Source organism: Serpentinimonas raichei, from assembly GCF_000828895.1.
Lineage (GTDB): Bacteria > Pseudomonadota > Gammaproteobacteria > Burkholderiales > Burkholderiaceae_C > Serpentinimonas > Serpentinimonas raichei.
In genome coordinates this window covers 1,497,275-1,521,470 of the sequence record NZ_AP014568.1, presented here as the reverse complement: position 1 = coordinate 1,521,470, position 24,196 = coordinate 1,497,275, and the positions used below count along the sequence as shown (strand labels likewise).

The window sequence follows — 24,196 nt, the reverse complement described above, 5'->3', positions numbered from 1 at the left end:
CAAACTCGGATGGGCAACAGGCAGTGCGCCTGACCACGGTGTAGAGCGTGCCGCCTGCTGCTTCCGATGCGTCAAGAATAGGGGGTGCCCGCATTTCCGTCTGTCTGCTAGCGAACATAGGTTGCGCGAACTCGGCGCAGCGCGCAGTTATTTCGACGATGCGGCGTCGGTGGGGGCCTCGTTGCCATCCTGCCGGTAGCGCACATCGCACAGCAGGCGCTCGAGTTCTGACCTCACCACGGCGTAGCATTCGCAGGCGCGGGTCTCCAGTCCGGCGCGGTCTTGCACCGCAATGTGCCCGCGCCGGTAGCTGATTACGCCCGCGCTCTGCAGCCTGCCGGCCGCCTCGGTGATGCCTTCGCGGCGCACGCCCAGCATGTGGGCGATCAGCTCTTGCGTCATGACCAACTGGTTCGACGGCAGCCGGTCCAGCGTCAGCAGCAGCCAGCGGCACAGCTGCTGTTCCACCGAGTGGTGGCGCGTGCAGACCGTGGTCTGCGCCATTTGCGTCATCAGCGCCTGGGTGTAGCGCAGCAGCAAGCGCTGGAACAGGCCGGCGCGCTTGAATTCCTGCTGCAGCGTGGCGGACGCCATGCGGTAGGCTTGGCCTGCAGTCTGCACCACGGCCGAGCTGGACGTGGTGTCGCCGCCCATGAACAGCGAAATGCCAACCACGCCTTCATTGCCTACACCCGCCGATTCGGCCGAGGCGCCGGATGCCGTCACGTAGTGCAGCGAGACAATGGCGCTGGTCGGAAAATAGGCGTGTCGCAACTGGCCGCCGGGTTGGTAGAGCGTGTCGCCCACTGCCAGCTCGACCCGTTCCAGATGCGCCAGCAGGGGCTCAAATTCTGCAGCAGGCAGGGCGGCGAGCAGGTGGTTCTGGCTGGGGTGCGGCGTCGTCATGAGGGCCATGAAAAAAAGCCAGCGCTGGCGGTTGCGGTGGCTTTGTAAATTCTAGGCGCACCCACTGGGTGCGCCTAGGGGCAGCCCCGCAACTCAGTTGAAGGGGTTGGGCCGCGGGGTGCGGTCGGACGACGGCGGCAGATGCGGGATGGTGAAGGCGGGCTGGTCGCCGGTCAGGGTTTTTAGGAAGGCCACGATCTGCGCGTTTTCTTGGTCGCTAAAGCGCCGCCCGAGTTGCAAGCGCCCCATCACATCCACCGCCTCGGTCAGGGTGTTGGCGGCACCGTCGTGGAAATAGGGGTAGGTCATGTCGACGTTGCGCAAGGTGGGCACCTTGAAGTTGAAGCGGTCCGCGTCTTTGCCGGTGACGGCGGCCCGGCCCACCGCACTGGCGCCCGCCAAGCTGTGGTAGGGCTCGACCACGCCCATTTTCTGGAACGCGTTGCCACCCAGGTTGACCCCGTTGTGGCAGGCCATGCAGCCGGCTTGGTTGAACAGGCGGTAGCCGGCCAGTTCGTTGGCGTTGAGCGCGGTGGTGTCGCCCAGCAGCCACTGGTCAAAGCGCGAGTTGGGCGTGAGCAGGGTTTTTTGGAACTCGGCCAAGGTGGCGGTGACTTGCTCCATGGTGATGCGCTCTTGCCCGAACACCAAGCGGAATTGGCGCACGTACTCGGGGATCGACTCCAGCATGTCGATGGCCAGTTCGTGCGTGAACGCCATCTCGACCGGATTGGCAATCGGGCCACCGGCTTGGGCTTGCAGGGTGGCGGCGCGGCCGTCCCAGAACTGCGCGATGTTGAGCGCGGCGTTGAACACGGTGGGTGAATTGAGCGTGCCGGCTTGCCAGCGGTCGCCGATCGAGACGCGCAGGTTGTCGGAGCCGCCGCGGCTGACGTTGTGGCAGGAGTTGCAGGAGATGAAGCCCGAGCGCGACAGGCGCGGCTCAAAGAACATCATCTTGCCCAAGTTGGCCTTGCCTATGTTGATGCTCTGCGGCGGCTGGATGGGGGCGAACAGGTGACGGAACGGGTCGTCCGCTCCCGCCGGCGCGGCCGGAATGGGCGGCACCGCCGCTCGGGTTGGCGCAGGGGCCGCAGCCGGGGCCGCGCCGCGCGCCGCCGCCGCCGCGGGTGCCGCAGTGGGGGTGGCGGCTGGGCCGGTGCGCGCAGGCGCGGGGGACGATGCAACGGCGTAACCGGCAGCGGCAAGCGCCACGGCAGCGGCGATGGCTTTGATCTTCATGGAGCACTCTCCTTCGGGGTTGGTAAACTTTTGTTACAAACAATGTAAACCCCGACGGAACCAAAATCTTTGACCTAGATCAATGCTGCCGCTGAATTGTGCCGGGCACGGGAACTCAATCCGGGTTGAGCAACACCAGTTTGCCCTTGACCTGGCGCTGGCCCATCAGGCGCAGTGCCTGCGGCAGTTCGCGCATGGGCAGGGTGCGGTCGATGACCGGTTTAATCTGGCCCTGCGCCATCCACTGCACCAGCGTCTGCAGCATGGCGGCGTTGGCTTGGGGTTCGCGCTTGGCGTACTCGCCCCAGAACACCCCCACCACCGAAGCCCCTTTGAGCAGCGGCAGGTTCAGCGGCAGGCTCGGGATCGGGCCAGCGGCAAAGCCGATCACCAGGTAGCGGCCGCGCCAGGCGATCGAGCGCAGCGCCGGTTCGGCCAGATCCCCGCCAACCGGGTCGTAGATCACATCGGGCCCACGGCCGCCGCAGGCGGCTTTGATGGCCTCGCGCAAGCTGCCCTCGGGCCGGTGTACGCTGTAGTTGATGGTCTGGTGCGCGCCCACTTGCTGGCACAGGGCGCATTTTTCGGCGCTGGAAGCGGCGGCGATCACGGTGGCGCCGGCTTGGCGAGCAATCTGTATGGCTGCCGTGCCCACCCCGCCTGCGGCCCCCAGCACCAGCACCGTTTCACCCGCCTGCAAGGCACCCCGGTCGAGCAGGGCGTGGTAGGAGGTGGCGTAGGTCATCATGAAAGCGGCGGCATCGACCAAGTCAAAACCGGGTGGCAGCGGCAGGCACAGCGCCGCCGGAGCCAGCGTGTGGGTGGCAAAGCCGCCGGTGCCACTCAGGCAGGCCACCGCTTGGCCCACTTGCAGGTGCGTCACCCCCGCACCCACGGCGCGCACGATGCCGGCGTATTCGGCCCCCGGCACGAAGGGCGGGGTGGGTTTGATCTGGTATTTGTTCTGGACGATCAGCAAGTCGGGGAAATTCAGGCTGGCGGCCCGAATTTCAATCAGCACCTGACCGGCTTGCGGCTGCGGGGTGGGCTGCTCTTGCCAGCGCAGGGCGTCGATGCCGGTCGGGTGGTCGCAGATCCAAGCGTGCATGCTCATCTCCTCAAAGGTTGGGGTGCGGTCATCATAGGTTTGCGGGCGCGCAGGCAGCGGGCCGCGCTGTCTCGGCAGCGACGGCCTACAATTGCCGGCAATGAAGATCCTTTTGTCCAACGACGACGGTTATCAGGCAGCGGGCATCGTTGCTTTGTATGAGGCCTTGTGCGAAATCGCCAGCGTGGAGGTGGTGGCGCCCGAGCACAACAACAGCGCCAAGTCGAACGCGCTCACCTTGCATTCGCCGCTCTACGTGCACACGGCCCCCAACGGCTTTCGCTACGTCAATGGCACCCCGGCCGACTGCGTGCACATCGCGCTCACCGGGCTGCTGGGCTACACGCCCGATCTGGTCGTGTCGGGAATCAACAACGGTGCCAACATGGGCGACGACACGATCTACTCCGGCACCGTAGGCGCGGCCATGGAGGGCTATTTGTTTGGCATCCCGGCGATTGCTTTTTCGCAAACCGAAAAGGGCTGGCGACACCTGGACGCCGCTGCGGCCAAGGCACAGGAGCTGGTGCGGCATCTGCTGCCCTCGGTGCAGGCGGCGGCGCAACCGCGCTCGGCCGAGCAGCCGCACCCGGCCGAGCCGTGGCTGCTCAACGTCAACGTGCCCTGTCTGCCTAGGCACGAATTGCGCGGCTTCAAGGTGGTGCGGCTGGGGCGGCGCCATGCGGCCGAGCGCGTGATCACCCAAGTCAACCCGCGCGGCGACACCATGTACTGGATCGGCAGCGCCGGCCCAGCCAAGGACGACGCCGAAGGCACCGATTTTCATGCCGCCGAGCACGGTTTTGTTGCCGTGACGCCGCTGCAGGTCGATCTGACCGACCATGCGCGCCTGGCCTACTGGGGCCAGTCGGTGGCGCAGTGGTCGCGTGCCCCCCGCCCGCTGGCACCCGGGGCCCAGCCGGTGGCCGTGCCCGCACCCGCGCCCGCAGCGGGGCCGGCGCAGCCATGAACCGCCCCAAACCCGGAGTTGGCCCGGCGGCGACGGGCGCTGTCCATCAGACCTCGCGCCCGACCACCCGCCCAGCCTTTCCAGCGCAGATTCCGGGTTTGCGGCCCCAGCCCCCCGTGGTGCGCAGCGCGGCGGGTAGGCCGGCGGCCGCAACGCAAGCCTCCCGGGGCAGCGGGCTGGATTCGGAAGCGGTGCGGCTGGCGCTGGTGCGCCGGCTGGTGGCGCAAGGCCTGCAGCACCCGGCGGTGGAGCGTGCCATGGCCACGGTGGAGCGGCACCGCTTCGTCGATACGGGGCTGGCCTCGCAAGCCTACGAAGACATCAGCCTGCCGATCGGCTTGGGGCAGACCATTTCGCAACCCACCATGGTGGCGCGCATGCTGGAGCTGCTGTGCGCGGGCCGAACGCAGCCGCTGGGGCGGGTGCTGGAAATCGGCACCGGCTGCGGCTACCAAGCGGCGCTGTTAAGCCTGCTGTGCCGCGAGGTCTACAGCATCGAGCGCCTGCGCGGCCTGCACGAGCGCGCACGCGAGAACCTGCGCGAGCTGCGCCTGCCCAATTTGCACCTGATCTTGGGCGACGGCATGCTCGGTTACCCGGCCGGCGCCCCCTATGCCGGCATCGTTGCGGCGGCGGCCGGGCCGGAGTTGCCCTCGGTGTGGCTGGAGCAACTCGAAATCGGCGGCCGGCTGGTGGCGCCGACGGAACTCAGCCCGGGGCAGCAGCATCTGGTGTTGATCGAGCGCACGGCGCAGGGTTGGAAGCGGCAGGTGCTCGATGCGGTGCGCTTCGTCCCCCTAAAATCTGGGGTGGGCTGACTCTGTGCCAGCCGGATGGGATCATTGATGGGGTATTGTATGAATGCAAGGGTTGTGCCCAGTGCGGGGCAGGGGTTTGGCAGGTGCACCGCAGGCGCCTTGTCTGGCTTGACCAAAGGGCGGCGCGGCCACTCCACGGCCCTTTGGGGCGGTTTGGCCCTGAGCGCCGTGCTGCTGCTGGGCTGTGCCGCACCGCCACAGCAACGCGCGCCGGTGGCTGAGCGCAGCCCCGTGCCTGCAACGCGGGCGGCGGTGGCCCCCTTGCCACCCGGAGCAGAAAACGCCGGCCAACCCGGCTTTTACACGGTGCGCCCCGGCGACACCCTGATCCGCATCGGCTTGGAGACGGGCCAAAGCTGGCGCGACATCGCCGCTTGGAACGGCATCACGAACCCCGACCGGATCGAGGTCGGGCAGGTGCTGCGGGTGGTGCCACCCGAAACGGCATTGGCGGCGCGCCCAGTGGTTGCGGCCCCAGCCCCGAGCGCGGCCGGCACCACGGCGGCCCCGGTGGCCACCCCCAGCGTGCAAGGCCGGGCGCTGACCGACCCCGCCCCCCCTGCGGCAGCGCCTGAGCCGGCTCGCGCAGCGCCAGGCGTCGCAGCGGCGGCCCCGGCCCCGGCGCCGGCAGCGGCTACAGCCGACACCATCAGCCTGATCTGGCCAGCCGCCGGCCCGGTGATCGAGGCCTTTGACGAGTCACGCAACAAGGGCATCGGCATCGGTGGCCGCGCCGGCGACCCGGTGCTGGCGGCGGCGGCGGGCCGGGTGGTGTACGCCGGAGCCGGGTTGCGCGGCTATGGCAATCTGGTCATCATCAAGCACAACAACACCTTCCTCACCGCCTATGCACACAACCAGTCGCTGCTGGTGCGCGAAGACCAGGTGGTGCGCCAAGGGCAACGCATTGCCGAAATGGGCAGCAGCGACGCCGACCGCGTCAAATTGCACTTCGAGGTGCGGCGCCAAGGGCGTCCGGTCGATCCGGCCACATTCTTGCCTCGTCGTTGATGGCCTGCGCTGAAACCTCAACGGCCTGCCCCGAGCCTGTCAACGCTTCCGATTGCAACGAGCCAGCTGCCTGTCCTGAAACGGTTGCTCTGCCGTGCGCCAGCCTGCCACCTGCGGGCTGGCTGCGCGTCGATGCCATGGACCTCGATGCCCAAGGGGTGGCGCGGCGCCCCGACGGCAAGGTGGTGTTCATTGATGGCGCCTTGCCCACCGAATGGGTCAGCGCGAAAACGCGGCGCAGCAAAAACCAGTGGGAACAGGCCGACCTGAGCGCGATACACCGCGAGTCGGCCTTGCGCGTGCAACCGCGTTGCCCACACTTTGGCCTGCACGCCGGGGCTTGCGGCGGCTGCAAGATGCAGCATTTGGATACGGCGGCCCAGGTGGCGGTCAAGCAGCGCGTGCTGGAAGACAACCTCTGGCACTTGGCCAAGGTCCGCCCTGACTCGATCCTGCCTGCCATTGCAGGCCCGGCATGGGGCTACCGCTACCGGGCCCGGCTGTCGGTGCGCTACGTGCACAAAAAAGGGCAGGTGCTGATCGGCTTTCACGAACGCAAGAGCCGCTATGTGGCCGATATGCGCGTCTGTCCGGTGTTGCCGCCCCATGTGAGCGCGCTGCTGCTGCCGCTGCGCGAGTTGTTTGGCAGCATGGACGCGCGCGAGACCTGCCCGCAGATCGAGCTGGCGGTGGGCGATGCGGTGACGGCGCTGGTGCTGCGCCACTTGCAACCCCTGAGCGCAGCCGATTGCGCCCGCTTGCGCGCCTTTGCACACAGCCATGGCAGTGCCACGGCCCCGATCCAGTGGTGGCTGCAGCCCAAAGGCCCCGACACCGCGCACTTGCTGGATGCGGACGCTGGGCAGCCCTGCCTAGACTATGCCCTGAGCGAGTTTGGGCTGCGCATGCCCTTTAGGCCAACCGACTTCACCCAAGTCAACCCACACATCAACCGGGTGCTGGTCGGGCGTGCGGTGCGACTGCTGGCGCCGCAAGCCCACGAGCGCGTGATCGACTGGTTCTGCGGCCTAGGCAACTTCACCCTGCCTTTGGCAACCCGGGCGCGCGCGGTGCTGGGCATCGAGGGCAGCGCCTCCTTGGTGGCGCGGGCCCAGGCCAACTGGGCCGAGAACCAAGGCCAGCGCGGCGGCTTGGCGCCGACCCGGTTCGAGGTGCGCAACCTGTTCGAGATCACGCCGCAGCAGTTGTGCGCCGACGGAGTGGCCGAAAAATGGCTGGTGGACCCGCCGCGTGAGGGCGCTTTTGCGCTGGTCAAGGCGCTGGCCGATTGGCAGCAGGCCCAAGGTGGCCAAGGCGACCAAGAGGGCCAAGAGGGCGTCCCCCAAGCCGCAACGGCTGGCGCGACGACCGATTGGCGCCCCCCGCAGCGCATCGTTTACGTGAGTTGCAACCCGTCCACGTTGGCGCGCGACGCCGGGCTGTTGGTGCACCAGGCCGGCTACCGCTGCGCGGCGGCGGGGGTGGTGAACATGTTTGCGCACACGGCCCACGTGGAGAGCATGGCGGTGTTCGAGCGGGCCGACGCAGGCTGAACACTTGGGGCCAACCCGTTTGCTGCGGTCAGAAGCGCGCTAACGTGCAGGTGCTGGCGCTGCGGGTGCAGCCGCTGGAGCAGGGGTCGTCGCCAAGCCCGGCCGTGCCGGCAGCGGCACCGTGCCCGGCGTGGCCCCGCCAGGGGTGGCTGGTGCGGCAGGCCGTGGTGGGGCTGGGGTGGCAGCCGGGGCGGCAGGGGTAGCCGGATTGGTGGCGGGGGCCCCCGCAGCCCGGGGGGCGCCAGCCGGGGCCGGTGCCACCCCGCCAGCCGGCGACACCGGCAACAGCTGCTCCGTCGGGGCCGCCGCAGCGGGTGCAGGTTGCTGTGGCATGCCCTGGATGTCGTTGTCGCGCATGTGCTGGTCCATCTCGCGCCAGCCCTCGAACATCTCGGCCCTCGACAGGCGCGGGTTCGAGGCAAAACAATCCTCGATGCTGCGCACCGCGTGGCGGCAGGCCGCACCCACCGCCCGCGCCTCGGCCGCTTGGCGTTGGGTGACCATGCCGGGGGTTTCCAGCCCCAGCATGTCGCAGCCGCTCAGCAGCAAAAAAGCGGGCAGGGCAGCGAGCAGCCACCAGCGGGGCAGGGGAAGGCTTGCAGTACGGGAGGGCATGGTGAGGCACATTGTGGTTTAACCGAGATTATCCATTAGGCGCACCTAGCGGTGCTGTTTGGGTGCAAACGGCGCATGGGCGGCCAGTTTCGCCCTTCTTCGTTGTCCATAGCCCACGCTATGGACGCCTCAGTCAGGGCAAAACTGCCTCGCCCCTGCATCCGCCTGCCCTCCAAACCCTAATGGATAATCTCGGTTTAAAGCGCCGTGCGCGTGTCAAGAAAAAGGGGGCGCAGGCCCCCCAGATTCATGATTCAAGGCCGGCCGAGCGGGCCCTTGGTTCACTCACTCGTCGCCGCCAGTCAGGCCCAGCAAAATCAGCAGGCTCTGGAAGATATTGAACAGGCTCAGGTAGATGCCCATGGTGGCCATGATGTAGTTGGTCTCGCCGCCATCGACGATGCGTTTCAGGTCCACCAGCAGCAGCGCGCTAAAGAGGCCAATCGCCATCGTGCTCAGTGCGGCCATCCAGATCGGGCTGCCGACGAAGATGTTGATCACCATGCCCACGATCAGCACCAGCACACCCATGAACAGCCATTTGCCCAAGCCTTCGAGGTCGCGCTTGATCACGGTCGAGAGGCTGGACATGACGACAAACACCCCGGCGGTGCCGGCAAAGGCCGTCATCACCAAGCTGGTGCCGTTTTGCATGCCCAGCACCATCGCCAGCAGGCGCGACAGCATCAGGCCCATGAAGAAGGTGAAGGCCAGCAGCAGCGGCACCCCGAGCGCTGAATCTTTGGTCTTGTGAATGACGTACATAAAGCCAAAGGCCCCAGCCAAAAACACCACCAAGCCCGTCATGCCGCCGAGTGAGGCGGTGATGCCGGTGGCCACCCCGACCCAAGCGCCCAGCACGGTGGGCAGCATGCTCAGGGCCAGCAGCCAGTAGGTGTTGCGCAGCACCCGGTTGCGCTGCTGCGCCGAAACGGTGGTGGAGCCAAAGCGGCCCCAAGATTGTGCGGGTTGGTTCATCTGGCAAAACTCCTTGTAAAGCCTGACACGGATTCTAGCGCCGGCGGGCCGATAATGTGCACCGGACCAAGCAGAGCCATCCTCAGCTTGCTGCTGATAGACACCTGATCCCTAGGAAAGTTCATGAAAACCAAACCCATGCTCGAACTCGCAGACGTCAAGGCCATCGCCGCTGCCGCCGAAGCCGAGGCGCAAAAAAATCACTGGGCCGTCACAATTGCCATCGTGGACGACGGCGGGCACGCCTTGTGGTTGCAGCGCCTAGACGGTGCACCCGCCATTTCGGCGCAGATTGCCACCGCCAAGGCGCACACCGCCGCACTCGGGCGGCGCGAAAGCAAGGCCTATGAGGACGTGATCAACCAAGGCCGCACCTCGTTTCTGAGCGCCCCGACCTTGCAAGGCATGCTCGAAGGCGGAGTGCCGATTTTCAAAGACGGGCAGTGCCTGGGCGCGGTGGGGGTGAGCGGCGTCAAGTCGCCCGAAGACGCGCAGATTGCCAAGGCCGGCATTGCGGCGCTGGGTGTTTGAGTCCAACAGCGCACAGCGATGAAACGCCTGACCATGTCGCTCGACGATGAGTTGGCCGAGGCCTTCGAGGCCTTGGTGCGCGAGCGTGGCTACGAAAACCGGTCCGAAGCCTTCCGCGACCTGTTGCGCCACGATCTGGGCCGCGTGCGCTTGCAGCAAAGCCCGGAGCAGCCCTGCGTGGCCATCCTGAGTTATGTGTACGACCACCACCGGCGCCAGCTCTCAACGCGCCTGACCGATCTGCAGCACGAACACCACGAACTGACTGTCTCGACGATGCACGCCCACTTGGACCATGACCATTGTGTCGAGGCCGTGATTTTGCGTGGCCGCGCGGCGGCCGTGCGCGAATTTGCGCAGTCCGTCATCACCCAGCCGGGGGTCAGCCACAGTCAGTTGCATCTGGTGCCGATGACGCTGCACCACGAGCACGGCCATCCGCACCTGGTGCCGGCGATCATCCGATAGCCGGATTCATGGCCCGTCCCTGCGGATTGGGGTTTGCACGGAGTCCAAAACAGTGGCTCCTTTGCGTTTGTATGAAGTAAGATGAAGTCCTCATAACTCATACCAATGCGAGGCTAGGCATGGATTTTCAAACCCGGCGCATGGCGCGGGCCGTCCGGTGCTGGTGCTTGGGGCTAAGCGCAGGGCTTGCTGCCAGCGCGGCAGCGACTCAGGAGCAGGAGCTCGGGCCGGTGCTGGTCACTGCCCCAGCCGAGCGCCGCACCGACGCGCTGGCGCTTGACTGGTCTACCGGCATGGGCAGCCGCTTGGGGCTGACGCCGCAGCAGACGCCAGCCGCGCTTTACCTGCTCACCAGCGAGCAGATGCACGAGCGCGGCCAGCGCAGCACGCAGGAGGCGCTCGAGAGCGCGCCCGGCGTGGTCAGTGGTCAGTGCTTTGGCTTTACTTGCGTCTCGCTGCGCGGTTTCTCCGGCGCCCTACAGACCCCTTTTCTGTTCGATGGTCTGCGCTACCCCGGGCTGGCGATGTCGCCGCGCGGCACCTTTGTCTATGACCGCATCGAAGTCATCAAGGGCCCCTCGTCGGTGCTGCACGGCTTGGGTTCGGTGGCTGGGGCGGTCAATTTCGTCACCCGGCCGGCCGATGGCCGAGCAGAGCGCCAACTGCTGCTCGCCACCGACAGCTGGCAGAACCACAACCTGGGGCTGGGATTGGGTGGGGCTTGGTCGCCGGCGTTGACTTACCGCTTTGATTTCAACGCCATCGAGGCCGAGCGCGGATCCTCGGGCTGGGTGGATCGCACCGCTTTTCGCTACGCGCATGCGGTGGGGGAGCTGGCTTGGCGCATCAACCCCCGGTTGCGCCTGAGTCTGTCGGCTCAGAAGCTGAAAGACGAAGGCCAGTGGTATTTTGGCACCCCGCTGCTTGATGGTCGGCTCGACGAACGGGTGCGCGAGCGCAATTACAACGTCAGCGACAGCCACATGCGCAAACGGGCCGAATGGCTGCGCCTCAATCTGCATTACGACATCAGCTCGCAACTGCGCTTGCGCAACGAGACCTACGCCAACGAGGAGTGGCGCAGTTGGCGCAACGCCGAGGTGCATCGTTTCAACCCGCACACCGGGCGGGTCGATTTGTCGGACTTTATGCACATCGTGCACGACCAAGCCTTGCTGGGCAACCGCACCGAACTGAGTGCCGAACACCCGCTGCTGGGGCTGCCCAATCGCTTCGTGCTCGGCTTTGACTGGTCGCGCAACCGGCACCAGCGCGCCAGCAATACGCCCTTCGCGGCCCCTGCCGTCTCGGTTGATTTTTTCCATCCGCAGCCGCCGCCTTTTGTCAGCACCTCGCCTTTTTTGCCGGTGCGCCGCACCGTGCTCGATCAGCAAGCCTGGTTTGCCGAGAACCTGCTCTCGCTCACCGATGCCTGGAGGCTGTCGCTGTCGGCGCGGCACGACCGCATCGACCTCGACTCCTATGATTTGCGCTTGGGCAGCCACTTCGATCGGCACTGGAGCGCCAATTCTTGGCGCGTCGGTACGCTGTGGGACGTGTCACCGGGCCTGACGCTCTACGCCCAGGTTGCGCGGGCCTTCGAGCCGCCCGCGCAGGTGGTGACGCTGACGCCGGCGCAGCGCCATTTCGACCTCACCCAAGCGCGCCAGACCGAGGTCGGCTTCAAGGGCCAGTTACCCAACGGGCGCGGCGAATTGACGCTGGCGCTGTTTGATATCGTGCGCAGCAACATCCTGACGCGCGACCCGATGCAGCCCGGGCAAACGATCCAGATCGGCCAACAAAGCAGCCAGGGGCTCGAGTTCGATCTGCTGTGGCGGCTCAACCCGCACTGGACGCTGGGCCTCAATGGCACCCGGCTCGAGGCGCAGTTCGATCGCTTCATCGAAAGCGTGGGCGGGGCGGCGGTGTCGCGCGCCGGTTTGCTGCCGCCCGATACGCCCGAGAGTGTTACCAATCTGTATGCGCGCTGGCAAGCGTCCGACACCCTGCAACTGCACGCCAGCCTGCGCCATGTCGGGGCCCGCTCGGCCAATAATGCCAACACGGTCTGGCTACCCGGCTACACCACCATGAACCTCAGCCTGGCTTGGTGGGTCGGGCAGGGCGAGTGGGCGCTGCACCTGCGCAATGCGTTGGATGAGGTGTACCTGTCGCGCTCCGCCGGCGGCGGGGCGCAGGCTTTGCTGGGCGAGCCGCGCGCGCTGGAACTGTCTTACACGGTGCACTTCTGATGCGCCGCCTCCAATCTTTGGGGCTGCTGCTGCTGTTGTTGTGCGCTGCAGGCTCGGTGCAGGCGCACGACACCTGGGTGCAGCCGCTGCCGCTGCGGCCGCTGCCGGCCCAGCCGCTGCTGTTGGAGTTGTCGGCCGGGCATGGTTTGCAGCCGCTGAGCGCGCCCAAAAAGAGGCGCCTGCGCAGCCTCGGGCTGATCGGCCGCCCGCGCCAGCCCGTGGCGTGGGTGCGCTTGCGCAACCGGGTGCGGGTGCGCTTCGGACTGGCCGCGCCCGGTCTGTCTTGTGCTGTATTGACCACGGATCTGATCGAAATCGAAATCCCCTCGGCCGGGGTCGATGCCTACTTGGCTGAGGTGCAGCCCGCTGCGGCGGTGCTGCAGGCCTGGCAAGCCCAACGCGCCCGCGCCCAGCCTTGGCGGGAGCGCTACGCCAAAGACGCGAAAGCCTATTTTCGCGTCGGTGCGGGCGGCTTGCCTTGGAAAAAAGTTCGCGCACTCGGTCAAACGCTGGAAATCGTGGCCTTGCGCGACCCGACCCGGCTGCGCCTGCGCTCCAGCTTGCGCGTCGAACTGCGCCAGCACGGCCAGCCGGTGCCGGATGCGGCGCTGCGGCTGTTTGACCGCAAGGGCGAGCGGCTGCTGCGCACCGATGCCGCGGGCCGCGCCACCTTGGCGCTGCGCTGCCGGGGCCGCCAGTTGATCGCCACCACCTTGCTGCAGCCACCGGCGCATGTCGGCGCAGCGTGGAGCAGCCGTTTTGCCACCCTCTCTTTCAGCCTGCCATGAACTTTGCCTTCACACGCCGCCAGTTGCTGGGTGTCGCCGGGGCTGCCGTCGGTTGGACTGGGCCCGCGCTGGCGCAGGGGTTTTCGGGTTTGCGCGTGGCCGCCGGGCCAGACCGCTACAACGTCGATCCGCAGCGCTTCACTTTTACCGTGCGCAACCCGCACGCACAGATCGCTGAAACCGGGGTGCGCCCCGACGCCAGCTTCCGCCCCGCGCCGCTGCTGTTTGAGCGCTGGCAGGTGCGCCAAGGTCACTACCGCATCACCTTGCGCGCCAACCTGCGCCATCACGATGGCACGGCTTTGGACAGTGATGCAGCCATCGCCGCCTTGCGCCAGGTCGGGCAAAGCCGGTCTGATTTTCTGCAAATCGACCCGGCCAGTCTGCGCCGCGTCGATGCGCGCAACTTTGTTTTCAGCTCGCGCACCGGATCGAATCTGCTGCTCGAGAACATGTCGCACCGCGCCACCTCGCTGTTTTCGCAGCACAGCGACCGGCGCGTGGCACCGGCCGGCACCGGCCCGTGGCGCTTCGTGCGCTACCAGCCCAACCGGGCCTTGGAGCTGGTGCGCAACCCGCAGTACTGGGGGCCGCCTGCGGTGCAGGAGCGCATGCTTTTTCAGTTTGTCCCCGACCCCATGACGCGCCTGCTGGCGCTGGTGGCGGGCGAGGTCGATCTGATCGCCGAGGTGACGCCGCAAATGTTGTTGGCCCTGAGCGATTCGATGCCGGTGCGGCTGCACGCCTCGCGCCCGGTGTCGTATCTGGCGCTGCTGGTGAACCTGCACGGCCAGCCGCCCTTTACCCGTCTGGCTGACCCCAGGGTGCGGCGCGCGCTGGCGTTGAGCATCGATCGGGCCGCCGTGGCGCGCGTGCTGTACGCTGGCCGGGGCATTGCGGCGCGTGGCCTGCTGCCGGACTGGATGTTTGGTCTGGGCCCGCATGTGCAAGGCTTTGGCTACGACCCGGCCGAGGCCAGCCGCCTGCTCGACGCCGCCGGCTGGGTGCGTGGTGGCCGCGACGGTCTGCGCACGCGTGCCGGCGAAGCATTGCGGCTGCGCCTGGTGGCGGCCTTTCCCAACTTGGCCGCTGTGGCTCCCTTCCCCGAGCTGCTGCAACAGATGGTGCGCCAAGTCGGTATCGGGATCGAGATCGTGGCGGTGGAGGACGACGCGCTGTACGGTCAACGCTTCCTCGAGCCGGGGGCGGGCGATCTGTTTCTGGAACTGGCCAGCAACACCAATCTGGATCCCACGTTTTTGCTCTACAACCTGTTTCACAGCCAAACGCCTTGGCGCGGCTACCGCCACATGGCGGCGGGCAGGGCGCTGGATGCCGCCCTCGACCAAGCGCGCCGCACCGATGACCCGCAGCAGCGCCTGGAGGCGGTGCGGCGCGCGCACCGCGCTGTCGTAGACGAAGCCGTCGCAGCGATTGCCGTGCTGCACGTGCCGCAGTTCGTGCTGGCCCGCCCGGGTTTGGAGGTGCCGATGTTCGAGCACCGCGACTGGATCGACTACGGGGCGGTGCGCCCGTTGCCGGGGCGCGGCTGATGCGCCGCTGGCTGTTGCAGCGCCTGCTCGCGCTGCCGCTGCTGCTGCTGGCCATGTCGGTGCTGACATTTGCTTTGGTGGCGGCGGCCCCGGGCGACCCGGTGCTGGCCGAGGCCTTGCGCCAAGGCATCGCACTGACACCCGAGAACCACGCCGCCTTGCAGCGCCAACTCGGGCTCGACGGCAGCCTGGCCGAGCGCTACTGGCGCTGGTTGAGCGCCGCTTTATCGGGCGACTGGGGGCGCTCGATCGCCAGCGGGCGGCCGGTGGCGCAAGAGCTCAGCGCCCACGCCGGGCCGACGCTGCTGCTGGCGGCGGCCGCCTTTGCGCTGGCTGTGCCACTGGCGCTGCTGGCAGGCTTGGCGGCGGCGCTGGTGCGCAGCGCCTGGGCGGCGGCTTGTTGGCGCGCCTTGGTGGTGCTGCTGGTTTCGCTGCCGGGTTATTGGCTGGCCTTGTTGGCCTTGTACCTGTTCGCCGTCCAATGGGGCCTGACGCGGGTGATCGGGCAGGCTGCGCCAGCCGATCTGTGGCTGCCCGCCGGGGTGTTGGCGCTGCTGATCGCGGCACCGGTGAGCCGCCTGATCCGGGATCGGGCCTTGCAGGTGATGAGCGAGGCCCCCTTTCGCCTAGCCCTCGCTCAGGGCTTGTCGCCCGCGTTGCTGGTGCTGACCCGCATCCTGCCGGGCACCCTGGTGCCGAGCATCAGTCTGTGGGCCAATGCCTTCGGGGCGCTGCTGGGCGGCGCGGTGGTGATCGAGACCGTGTTTGGCTGGCCCGGCCTCGGGCGCTTGGTGCTGCAAGCCATTGCCGAGCGCGATCTGCCCATTCTGCAAGCCTATTTGCTGCTGATGGGGGTGGTCTATGTGTGCGCCAACCTGCTCGCCGATGCCTTGGCGGCTTGGCTCGACCCGCGCATACGCGCCGGCATCGTGGGGCCGCAATGAGCAGCCGCTTGAGCGCGACCCACGTCGGACTGTTCCTGCTCGCCCCACTGCTGCTGTTGCTGCTGTGGCCGACGGTCTGGTTGCCGCACGACCCGCTGGCACAGGATTTGTTGCGCCGCCTCGAGCCTCCCTCCGGCACCTACTGGCTGGGCACCGACGTGCTGGGGCGCTGCGTGCTGTCGCGCGTGCTGGCGGGGGCGCGGCTGTCGCTGGGTGCGGCGCTGGCAGCGTCGGCGGTGCTGTTGGCGCTGGCCTTGCTCTGGGGCGTGACGGCGGCTTGGTGTGCGCATTCGGTGCGCTGGCGCCTCGTCGATGCCCTGCTGATGCGCAGCGCCGACGTGCTGCTGGGTTTTCCGACCTTGGTGCTGGCCTTGGCCATCATCGGCGTGTTTGGGCCCTCGTTGCTGACCGTTTTAATGGCACTGATCGTGGCCTGGACGCCCGGGCTGGCGCGCATCGTGCGCATCCTGGCGCTGCAAGCGCTGCAGCGCGATTATGTGGCCGCAGCGCGTGCGGCCGGCTTGTCGCATCTGCGCATCGTCTGGCGCCATGTGCTGCCGCAACTGCTGGCCCCGCTGGCCGCGCTGGCCAGTTTGGAGACGGCGGGCGTGATCTTGGCGCTCTCGACCTTGAGTTTTCTGGGTTTGGGCGCGCAGCCGCCCACGCCCGAGTGGGGCGTGATGCTCAACGAAGCGCGCGCCTTCTTTCAGACTGCACCGCACCTGCTGTGGGCCCCGGGGCTGGCGGTGTTGTGGGCCGCGCTGGCTTTCAACTTGGTCGGCGAAGGCTTGCGCGAGCGGCTCGAACCCCGGCGGCCGCTGCGTTGGTGAGGGTCCAAGCCGTGCCTGATCCGCTGTTGCAAATTCGGGAGCTGTCGGTTCAAGCCGCTGGTGGTCCGGTGTTGCTGGATCGCTTGACTTTCGATCTGGCTGCAGGCGAGCGGCTGGCGTTGCTGGGTGGTAGCGGCGCGGGCAAATCGGTGTTGGCCCAATGCCTGCTCGGGCTGCTGCAGCCGCCGCTGTGCTGGCGCTCCGGCTCGATCCGGTGGCAGGGCCAGGAAATGAGCCTGCTGTCCAGTAAACAATGGCATGCGCTGCGCGGCAACGGCATTTTTTTGATCTTCCAGAGCCCGGGGGCTTTGCTGGATCCCTTGCTCAGCGTGGGTTATCAGCTTGAGCAAGTGGCGCAGCGCGCCCAGCGCCCGCCCGCCGCCGTGGAGCAGGCCTTGGCGTTGGTGCAATTGCCAGCGCCGGTGCTGCACCGCCATGCGCACCAGTTGAGCGGGGGCATGAAGCAGCGTGTGCTGTGCGCCATGGCCCTGTTGCTGCGGCCCCAACTGGTGATTGCCGACGAACCCACCAGCAGCCTCGACGACGAAACCGCCCAAGAGGTGCTGTGCGCGCTGTTGGCGATGCAGCAAGCCACTGGCTGCGCGCTGCTGCTGATCACCCACGACCTGCGCCTGGTGCGCCAGCACGCGCAACGGGTGCTGGTGCTCGAGCGCGGGCGCATCGTCGAGCAGGCCCCGGCAGAGCGTTTCTTGACTGCGCCAGCCAGCCGCGCGGGTGCGGCACTGGTGCAGGCGGCGCGCTGGCTGGACGGTCAGAGCCTATGAGCGCGCCGGGCCATCCGCTGAGCGCACCGGGCCGCTCCCAAGCCGTGCTGCGGTTGCGCGCGGCCGACCTCAGCCACCGCTGGGGGGCGCAGCAGCCACCGGTGCTCGACCGCGTCGGGCTGGATCTGCACGAGGGCGAAGTGGTGGGCCTGCTGGGCCGCTCCGGCAGCGGCAAATCGACCCTGGCCCGTTGTCTGGCCGGGCTGCTGCAGCCCAGCAGTGGCGGCTTGAGCCTGAACGGACAGGCGCTGACAGCGGCCAGAACCCTGGCCCAGCGGCGTGCCATCCAATACGTGTGGCAGGAGCCGCAGTGCGCACTCAACCCATACCGCAGCGCCTTGGCCTCGGCGGCCGAACCACTGGAGGGTTTTGGGCTGGCCAGCCGACTGGAGCGACCCCAGCGGGCAGCGCAGATGCTGCAACGCTTGGGCTTGACGCAGGCCGACATGCAGCGCTTGCCGCATCAGCTCTCGGGTGGGCAGTGCCAGCGCGTGGTGCTGGCGCGGGCCTTGCTGGCCGAGCCGCAGGTGTTGCTGCTCGATGAGCCCTTTTCGGCTCTCGACAGCGTGACCACGGCGGCGCTGCTGCAAGACTTGGGCGCCGTCCTGGCCGAACACCGGCTGGCGGTGTTGCTGGTCTCGCATGACCGCGCCTTGGTGCGTCACTTGGCGCAGCGCGTGTTGGTGTTGGAGCAGGGGCGCTTGCGCGACATCACCGACCAAACTAGGATGCGCGCGTCGCAGATGTCATCGCCTGAGCAGCCAAAATGCCAAGACGACGGTAAGTAAAAAAGAAATTAAAAGACCCATCCACATCATGGGGCGGTCCAATGGGATGCAGCAGGTGCCAGCTCTTGGTGCAAGTGCAGCAAGCGCTGGCTCGGGTGGCATTCAGACCAGATGCGCCGTGCCGCGTGCTCGCACTGGCCACATTGGGTGGCCACGCCGTGCTCAAACTGGATCTCATCGAATCCCTCGCCTTGCTGGGCGCAGGCGGCGATGGTCTTGTCGCTGACCCGGTGACACACGCAGACAATCATGGAAGGACTCCGGAAGAATGTAGGCGGATGATAATCATTCGCAATCCTTTTGGCAAGGGATTTTGTATAGCCCTTCGATGCGAATGGAAATTGGGTGTTTTGGGGTCGTTTGCGGGTTTTACTGAGCCAAACGGTCTTTGCATTTGGCTGCGCTTCGGGTAGATTCGCTGCTCTACGATTTAAAACCTAGAGACCATGACTACGGAGCTGCCCCCCATCCCGGCCAAACGCTACTTCACCATCGGTGAGGTGGGTGAGTTGTGCGGCGTCAAGCCGCATGTGCTGCGCTACTGGGAGCAGGAGTTCACGCAACTGCGGCCCATGAAGCGGCGCGGCAACCGGCGCTACTACCAGCACCACGAGGTGCTGATGATCCGGCGCATCCGCGATCTGCTGTACGAGCAGGGCTTTACCATCCATGGGGCGCGCAACCGCTTGCAGGAGCTGGCGCAGCAAGAGCGCGAACAGCGCCGGGGTGGCGCCGCTGCAACCTTGGCCCCCGCCGAGCTGGCACACGAAGACGAGGCCATGGAGCCGCACGACAGCGAGGCTGGCGCCCTCAACGACTGGGCCGCCGTGCGCGCCGAGCTGCTGGCGATTCGCCGCCTGCTGGAGCCCTTGGCCTGATGTGGGCTGGGGCGCATGCAAAGCGGTCGGGCGTGCCGAGCAAATACCATCAAAGGGCGTGCTAGAATTCGGGCTTCGGCGTGTAGCGCAGCCTGGTAGCGCACTTGCATGGGGTGCAAGGGGTCGCGAGTTCGAATCCCGCCACGCCGACCAAACAAATCAATGGCTTAGCGCTCAAAAGGTGCTAAGCCATTTTTTATTTTGCGGCACATCGTGCAGAAATGACGCCACTCCGATGGATCGGATCGCAGTGGCGTGCGCCATACAATGTGCATGCTTGGCACAGGAACCAAGGCCGGCGGACACGGGAACATGCGCATGATCACGGATGCATCCAGTCAGGACTGGGCTCACTCGCCACCAGAAGGCAGCGGGAAGGATCCGCACGGGCTAGACGAGCATCTTCGTTCCGTGGCTGATCTGGCTGCAGGCTTCGCCCCCGACTCCGCAAAAGCCGTGGCTCGACTTGCTGGCCTTTGGCATGACCTGGGCAAACGCAGGCCTGGCTTTCAGAGTTACATCCGACAGGCGGGCATTGTCGATGCCCATATCGAGCGTATCGCAGACCGAGATAAAACGCATTCGGCCGCTGGAGCACTGTGGGCCGTTCAACACCTTGAACAGCAGCATGGAGCACAAGGGAAGATTCTGGGGCGCTTGCTTCAATACGCAATTGCGGGTCACCACGCTGGACTTGACAACTGGGAGGGCGGCCAAGGGCCAGGTCTTGCCGCCCGCTTGGCGAGTGAAGATGCACAGCGCGAGTTGTCAGAAGCCCTTGCACGCCCGCAAGCCGACGACATTCTTAAAGCCACGCTGTCAGGCATCGACCTCAGCAGCATGGCCATCTGCAATGAGCACCAGAAGCTCACACCTGGCCGCTTCGCCCTTTGGGTGAGGATGGTGTTTTCCGCGCTGGTGGACGCCGACTTTCTGGACACCGAGGCCTACATGGACGGCGGCAAGACCGCAGCCCGCCAGGGTGCAAACGATCTTCGTCCGTTGCTGAACGAGTTGAGTGCCCATCTGGCATTCTTTGGCGAACCCAACACGGCGGTCAACCGCATCCGGGCCGAGGTGTTGACGCAATGTCGATCCAAAGCCAGTCTGCCGCCGGGCGTCTTCAGCCTCACGGTGCCCACGGGTGGCGGCAAAACGCTGTCGAGCTTGGCGTTTGCTTTGGCGCATGCGGCAAGCCATGGCAAGCGGCGCATCGTTTACGCCATTCCCTACACCAGCATCATCGAGCAGACCGCCGACGTGTTTCGCGAGGTCTTCAAGGCGTTGGGCGAAGACGCCGTGATCGAGCACCACAGCAACGCGGAGTCCAACCCCGAAGACGAGACCACGCGTTCCCGCCTGGCCTGCGAGAACTGGGACGCTCCGCTGATCGTCACCACCAACGTGCAGTTGTTCGAGAGCCTGTTTGCTCGCAAGACCTCGCGGTGCCGAAAGCTGCACCGTCTGGTCGACAGCGTGATCGTGCTGGATGAAGCGCAGTTGCTGCCGGTGGAGTTCTTGCAGCCCGTGGTGGATGTGTTGCGCTACCTCGTGCAGGACTTTGGCGTGACCGTTCTCCTGTGTACCGCCACCCAGCCCGCTCTCAACACACCGCCCAGCGTCGATCCGCAGCGGGGACTCAGGCGTGCCCTCGGCCCGGTGACGGAAATCATTGACGATGTGCCAGCCTTGTACCGCGCGCTGAAGCGCGTTCGTGTGCACCTGCCCCCCAGCCTGGAAACCCCGCGCAGTTGGCCCGAACTCGCAGATGAAATCGCCGGGCACGATGCTGCCTTGACCATCGTCAGCCGACGCGCAGACGCCGCCGATCTGTACCGCTTGATCAAGGCTCGCGCCGATGGCGCGCGGTGTTGGCACCTGTCAGCACTCATGTGCGCGCAACATCGCAGCGATACCATCGCCGAGATCAAGAATGCCCTGAAGGCGCGCCGGGAGGCGCTGGCTACCGGGCAGGTTTCGGCCCCTATTCACGTCATCTCAACCCAGTTGGTCGAGGCCGGTGTCGATCTGGACTTTCCGGTGGTCTTCCGTGCCCTGGCCGGCCTGGATTCCATCGCGCAAGCGGCGGGGCGGTGCAACCGGGAAGGCAAGTTGCCCGAGCCGGGGGCGGTGCATGTGTTCGTTCCCCCGACCAAGGCCCCGCCGGGTTTGCTGACCTTGGCGCGCGACACCTGCAAGGCGGTATGGCGCGGTTTGCCGGCAGACCCTTTTGCGTTGCCCCTGATTGACCTGTACTTCAAACGCCTGTACCACGATGCACCCTCAACGGACAAGGCCCGGATTTCTGATCTGCTCAAGCTGGAGCCCGATCTGAAGGCGATGAGCCTGCCCGTTCAGTTTCGGGCCGCAGCCGACGCGTTCAAGCTCATTGACGAGAAAGACAGCACCACGGTGCTGGTTCGATACCGCAGCGCCAACGCCTGCGATGATGTGGACGCGCTGATCGGCATGTTGGAGCGCGATGGCCCGGCACGATGGCTGATGCGCAAGTTGCAGCGCTACGGCGTCACGATCTACCAGCACCAGGTGCGGCGGCTGGTGGACATGGGCGACATCGTGGAAGTGGCGACCTGCCCTAGCCTGTATGTGCAGCGCGAAGGTTGGGATGGGTTTTACGACCCGGTGATGGGTGCGAAAGTGGATTCGGCGCCGGGTGACCCGGCAAACTATGTCAGCTTGTAAACGATTGCTGGAAAGGGAGAAGAGATGAAGCCATTTTGTCTGGAGGTTCGCGGCGACTACGCCTGCTTCACCCGGCCCGAAATGAAGGTCGAGCGGGTGTCTTACGACCTGATCACACCGTCCGCAGCGCGGGCGGTGTTCGAGGCCATTCTGTGGAAGCCTGTTATCCGATGGCGCATCACCCGTATTGAGGTGCTCCAGCCGGTGCGCTGGACCAGCGTGCGGCGCAACGAAGTGGGTGCGGTGGCCTCTTCTCGCAACGCACTGGCCGCCATGAACCAAGGGCATGGTGAACTGGCGCTCTACATTGAAGATGAGCGCCAGCAGCGTGCCAGCCTGCTGTTGCGCGATGTGGCCTACCGGCTGCACGCTGAAATGGAGATGGTGGGGGAGGAGGCTCTCGCCAACCCCAACAAGTACATCGCCATGTTCACCCGCCGCGCAGAGGCGGGGCAGTGTGTGAACCAGCCCTACCTGGGATGCCGCGAATTTGCTGCCGCGTTTCGGCCCGTTGAGTTGGTGGGCGACGGCCGTGGTGGCTGGCGTGTTGGACCAGACGAGCCGAGCGCCTTGGACGACTGGTCGCCCGATCTGGGCTGGATGCTCTACGACATGGATTTCGCAGCCGGCCCCACCCCCCAGCCGCTTTTTTTTCGTGCTCAAGTGCAAAGGGGTGTTCTTGATTTGAGTCGTGTGGAGGTACGGGGATGATCCTGCAAGCCCTCTATGACTACTACCTGCGTCGCCAGGCTGAAGCCGACCCCGGTCACCGCTTGCCAGCGTTTGGACTGGAGCAAAAGGAGATTGGCTTCATCCTCGAAGTGGACGACGGTGGCCAACTTCACGCGATCATCGACACGCGGCAGATGTCTGGGAAAAAGAAGATCGGCACGGTCTACCTGGTGCCCAAGGGCGTCAAGAAGACCTCGGGCATAGCAGCCAACCTGCTGTGGGACAACGCCGAATATGTTCTTGCGCTTCCTGACGTGAAAAAGATGGATTTGGCTCGCTCCAAAGGCGGTGCCGATGAATACTTGGCCCGTCTCGTTGAAATGCAGCAGGCATTTCGCGACCGCATATCAACACTCCCCGAGCTTGCCCAGAACGACGCCGGTTTGCGCGGTGTATTGGCCTTTCTGGATGCGAACCCGGCCGACCAGGTGGCGCGGTTTGCCGCCCATGCCGAGATTGCTGCGTCGAATCCTGTCTTGACGTTCCGGCTGGTCGAGGACACGGCACTGGTGTGTCAAAGACCGGGTGTCGCGCCCCATTTGGTCGCTGGCGCACCAGAGGACGAAACAGGTGAAGAGGCTGACGGCGTGAATGCCATGTGCCTGATCACAGGCGATACCTTGCCGGTGGAGCGGCTGCACACCTCGATCAAGGGTGTGTGGGGAGCCCAGACATCAGGTGCCAACATCGTTTCGTTCAATCTGGATGCGTTCAACTCCTACGGCAAGAGCCAGGGTGCGAACGCGCCCGTGAGTCAGGCGGCGGCCTTTGCTTACACAACGGCGCTGAATGCTTTGTTGGCGCGGGACTCAGATCAGCGCGTTCAGATTGGCGATGCATCCACCGTCTTCTGGGCTCAGAAGCCCGACGCCCTGGAGCACGAGTTGGCTGCCTTGCTCGGCGGAGGTGACAACCCGGACGCACACACCCTGCAGGTCAAAGCGGTGCTTGAAGCAATCCACAGTGGGGGGTTTTCTGGCGCAAGAGGTGAGAACGCTTTCTATGTGTTGGGGCTGGCACCCAATGCGGCGCGCATCTCCATTCGGTTCTGGCATGCGGCGCCTGTGCATGTCATCGCTGAGCGCATCGCCGCCTGGTTCGATGACCTTTCGCTGGTGCGTGGTCCGAACGATCCGGAGTTTCCAAGCCTGTTTCGACTGCTCACCGCCGTAGCCTTGCAAGGCAAGGCCGACAACATTCCACCCAGCCTGGGTGGCGATCTGATTCGCAGCATCTTCACCGGCGCGCCGTATCCCACCACTTGGCTCAATGCCGCCGTCCAGCGCTGCCGCGCAGAACAAGAGGTCACTTACATGCGCGCGGCGGCCATCAAGGCGTTTCTCAACCGTTCGTTCACCACGTCTGATTCACAACCCAGGGAGATTCACCCCATGCTCGACATCGAAAGTCCGTCCACGGCGTACCGTTTGGGTCGCCTGTTTGCCACGCTCGAAAAGATCCAGGAAGAAGCCAGTCCTGGTCTGAATGCAACGATTCGGGAGCGCTACTACGGTGCCGCATCCAGCACCCCGGTGGCGGTGTTCACCACGCTGATGCGTCTGAAAAATCACCACCTTGCCAAGATGCAGAGCAAAGGCAGAGCAGTCAACTTCGAGAAGCTGCTGGCGGAGATCATGTCGGGTATTTCTGATTTCCCGGTGCACATGAACCTTCCAGACCAGGGCCGTTTTGCCATCGGCTACTACCACCAGCGACAAGACTTTTTCACCAACTGAAATC

At 65.8% G+C, this 24,196-nt stretch carries 23 protein-coding genes and 1 tRNA gene; 18 read left to right on the top strand and 6 right to left on the bottom strand.

Going from position 1 to position 24,196, the window contains the following annotated elements:
* Positions 1–147: 147 nt before the first annotated feature.
* The 3 genes from SRAA_RS07050 to SRAA_RS07040 form a co-directional block, all read right to left on the bottom strand.
* On the bottom strand, positions 148–906 hold the full coding sequence (locus SRAA_RS07050) for a Crp/Fnr family transcriptional regulator (RefSeq protein WP_045531725.1): 759 nt from the start codon (positions 904–906) through the stop codon (positions 148–150).
* A gap of 93 nt (positions 907–999) precedes the next feature.
* A complete protein-coding gene (locus SRAA_RS07045) occupies positions 1,000–2,148 on the bottom strand; it encodes a cytochrome-c peroxidase (RefSeq protein WP_082039963.1) in 1,149 nt (382 codons plus the stop codon).
* Positions 2,149–2,263: 115 nt separating this feature from the next.
* Positions 2,264–3,256, bottom strand: a complete 993-nt coding sequence (locus SRAA_RS07040; protein WP_045533487.1) for an NADPH:quinone oxidoreductase family protein — start codon at positions 3,254–3,256, stop codon at positions 2,264–2,266.
* 100 nt (positions 3,257–3,356) lie between these two features.
* On the opposite strand from SRAA_RS07040, the gene surE reads away from it, so the two are divergent.
* From surE to rlmD, 4 genes are all read left to right on the top strand, one after another.
* Positions 3,357–4,226: a 5'/3'-nucleotidase SurE gene (gene surE / locus SRAA_RS07035; RefSeq protein WP_045531719.1), complete on the top strand. Its 870-nt coding sequence runs from the start codon at positions 3,357–3,359 to the stop codon at positions 4,224–4,226.
* Positions 4,223–5,044, top strand: coding sequence for a protein-L-isoaspartate(D-aspartate) O-methyltransferase (locus SRAA_RS07030; protein WP_082039962.1), 822 nt, complete (start codon positions 4,223–4,225; stop codon positions 5,042–5,044). The genes surE and SRAA_RS07030 overlap by 4 nt, the downstream gene beginning before the upstream one ends.
* Positions 5,045–5,143: 99 nt before the next feature.
* Entirely contained in the window at positions 5,144–6,055 is a 912-nt protein-coding gene (locus tag SRAA_RS07025) for a peptidoglycan DD-metalloendopeptidase family protein (protein WP_231849262.1), read from the top strand.
* Positions 6,055–7,608, top strand: a complete 1,554-nt coding sequence (gene rlmD / locus SRAA_RS07020; RefSeq protein WP_082039960.1) for a 23S rRNA (uracil(1939)-C(5))-methyltransferase RlmD — start codon at positions 6,055–6,057, stop codon at positions 7,606–7,608. Before SRAA_RS07025 ends, rlmD begins: the two co-directional genes overlap by 1 nt.
* Positions 7,609–7,647: 39 nt before the next feature.
* Here rlmD and SRAA_RS12635 read toward each other — a convergent pair whose 3' ends face one another.
* Together SRAA_RS12635 and SRAA_RS07010 are read right to left on the bottom strand one after the other, a co-directional pair.
* Positions 7,648–8,223 carry a hypothetical protein gene (locus SRAA_RS12635; RefSeq protein ID WP_197538502.1) on the bottom strand — a complete coding sequence of 192 codons (576 nt, stop codon included), beginning with the start codon at positions 8,221–8,223 and terminating at the stop codon, positions 7,648–7,650.
* Between the two features lie 285 nt (positions 8,224–8,508).
* Positions 8,509–9,201: a Bax inhibitor-1 family protein gene (locus SRAA_RS07010; protein ID WP_045531717.1), complete on the bottom strand. Its 693-nt coding sequence runs from the start codon at positions 9,199–9,201 to the stop codon at positions 8,509–8,511.
* Between the two features lie 123 nt (positions 9,202–9,324).
* Here SRAA_RS07010 and SRAA_RS07005 point away from each other — a divergent pair, with 123 nt between their 5' ends.
* From SRAA_RS07005 to SRAA_RS12780, 9 genes are all read left to right on the top strand, one after another.
* Complete coding sequence (locus tag SRAA_RS07005) at positions 9,325–9,732, top strand: GlcG/HbpS family heme-binding protein (protein WP_045531713.1); 408 nt, start codon at positions 9,325–9,327, stop codon at positions 9,730–9,732.
* Between the two features lie 18 nt (positions 9,733–9,750).
* A complete protein-coding gene (gene nikR, locus SRAA_RS07000) occupies positions 9,751–10,200 on the top strand; it encodes a nickel-responsive transcriptional regulator NikR (RefSeq protein WP_045531707.1) in 450 nt (149 codons plus the stop codon).
* A gap of 230 nt (positions 10,201–10,430) precedes the next feature.
* Complete coding sequence (locus SRAA_RS06995; protein WP_231849261.1) at positions 10,431–12,455, top strand: TonB-dependent receptor; 2,025 nt, start codon at positions 10,431–10,433, stop codon at positions 12,453–12,455.
* Complete coding sequence (locus SRAA_RS06990; protein WP_045531704.1) at positions 12,455–13,243, top strand: DUF4198 domain-containing protein; 789 nt, start codon at positions 12,455–12,457, stop codon at positions 13,241–13,243. The genes SRAA_RS06995 and SRAA_RS06990 overlap by 1 nt, the downstream gene beginning before the upstream one ends.
* Positions 13,240–14,796, top strand: coding sequence for an ABC transporter substrate-binding protein (locus SRAA_RS06985; protein ID WP_045531702.1), 1,557 nt, complete (start codon positions 13,240–13,242; stop codon positions 14,794–14,796). Before SRAA_RS06990 ends, SRAA_RS06985 begins: the two co-directional genes overlap by 4 nt.
* Positions 14,796–15,740: an ABC transporter permease gene (locus SRAA_RS06980; protein WP_045531699.1), complete on the top strand. Its 945-nt coding sequence runs from the start codon at positions 14,796–14,798 to the stop codon at positions 15,738–15,740. Before SRAA_RS06985 ends, SRAA_RS06980 begins: the two co-directional genes overlap by 1 nt.
* A gap of 8 nt (positions 15,741–15,748) precedes the next feature.
* Entirely contained in the window at positions 15,749–16,570 is an 822-nt protein-coding gene (locus SRAA_RS06975) for an ABC transporter permease (RefSeq protein WP_171820230.1), read from the top strand.
* 11 nt (positions 16,571–16,581) lie between these two features.
* On the top strand, positions 16,582–17,355 hold the full coding sequence (locus SRAA_RS06970) for an ATP-binding cassette domain-containing protein (RefSeq protein WP_045533479.1): 774 nt from the start codon (positions 16,582–16,584) through the stop codon (positions 17,353–17,355).
* Positions 17,352–18,143 (top strand): ABC transporter ATP-binding protein, encoded by a 792-nt coding sequence (locus SRAA_RS12780; RefSeq protein ID WP_052467515.1) that lies wholly within the window; start codon positions 17,352–17,354, stop codon positions 18,141–18,143. The genes SRAA_RS06970 and SRAA_RS12780 overlap by 4 nt, the downstream gene beginning before the upstream one ends.
* A gap of 26 nt (positions 18,144–18,169) precedes the next feature.
* Here the strand turns inward: SRAA_RS12780 and SRAA_RS06960 are convergent, their stop codons facing one another.
* On the bottom strand, positions 18,170–18,394 hold the full coding sequence (locus tag SRAA_RS06960; RefSeq protein WP_045531694.1) for a (2Fe-2S)-binding protein: 225 nt from the start codon (positions 18,392–18,394) through the stop codon (positions 18,170–18,172).
* A 195-nt stretch (positions 18,395–18,589) separates the two neighbouring features.
* Between SRAA_RS06960 and SRAA_RS06955 the strand changes: the two genes are divergently transcribed.
* The 5 genes from SRAA_RS06955 to cas8c all read left to right on the top strand — a co-directional run bounded on the left by SRAA_RS06955 (position 18,590) and on the right by cas8c (position 24,192).
* Positions 18,590–19,021: a MerR family transcriptional regulator gene (locus tag SRAA_RS06955; protein WP_045531692.1), complete on the top strand. Its 432-nt coding sequence runs from the start codon at positions 18,590–18,592 to the stop codon at positions 19,019–19,021.
* Positions 19,022–19,097: 76 nt separating this feature from the next.
* Positions 19,098–19,174, top strand: a tRNA-Pro gene (locus tag SRAA_RS06950).
* A 165-nt stretch (positions 19,175–19,339) separates the two neighbouring features.
* Entirely contained in the window at positions 19,340–21,724 is a 2,385-nt protein-coding gene (locus SRAA_RS06940; RefSeq protein ID WP_082040094.1) for a CRISPR-associated endonuclease Cas3'', read from the top strand.
* Between the two features lie 24 nt (positions 21,725–21,748).
* The gene (gene cas5c, locus SRAA_RS06935; protein ID WP_045531690.1) at positions 21,749–22,435 is read left to right on the top strand and encodes a type I-C CRISPR-associated protein Cas5c; all 687 of its coding nucleotides are present in this window, start codon (positions 21,749–21,751) and stop codon (positions 22,433–22,435) included.
* Positions 22,432–24,192, top strand: a complete 1,761-nt coding sequence (gene cas8c / locus SRAA_RS06930; RefSeq protein WP_045531688.1) for a type I-C CRISPR-associated protein Cas8c/Csd1 — start codon at positions 22,432–22,434, stop codon at positions 24,190–24,192. Before cas5c ends, cas8c begins: the two co-directional genes overlap by 4 nt.
* Positions 24,193–24,196: the final 4 nt, after the last annotated feature.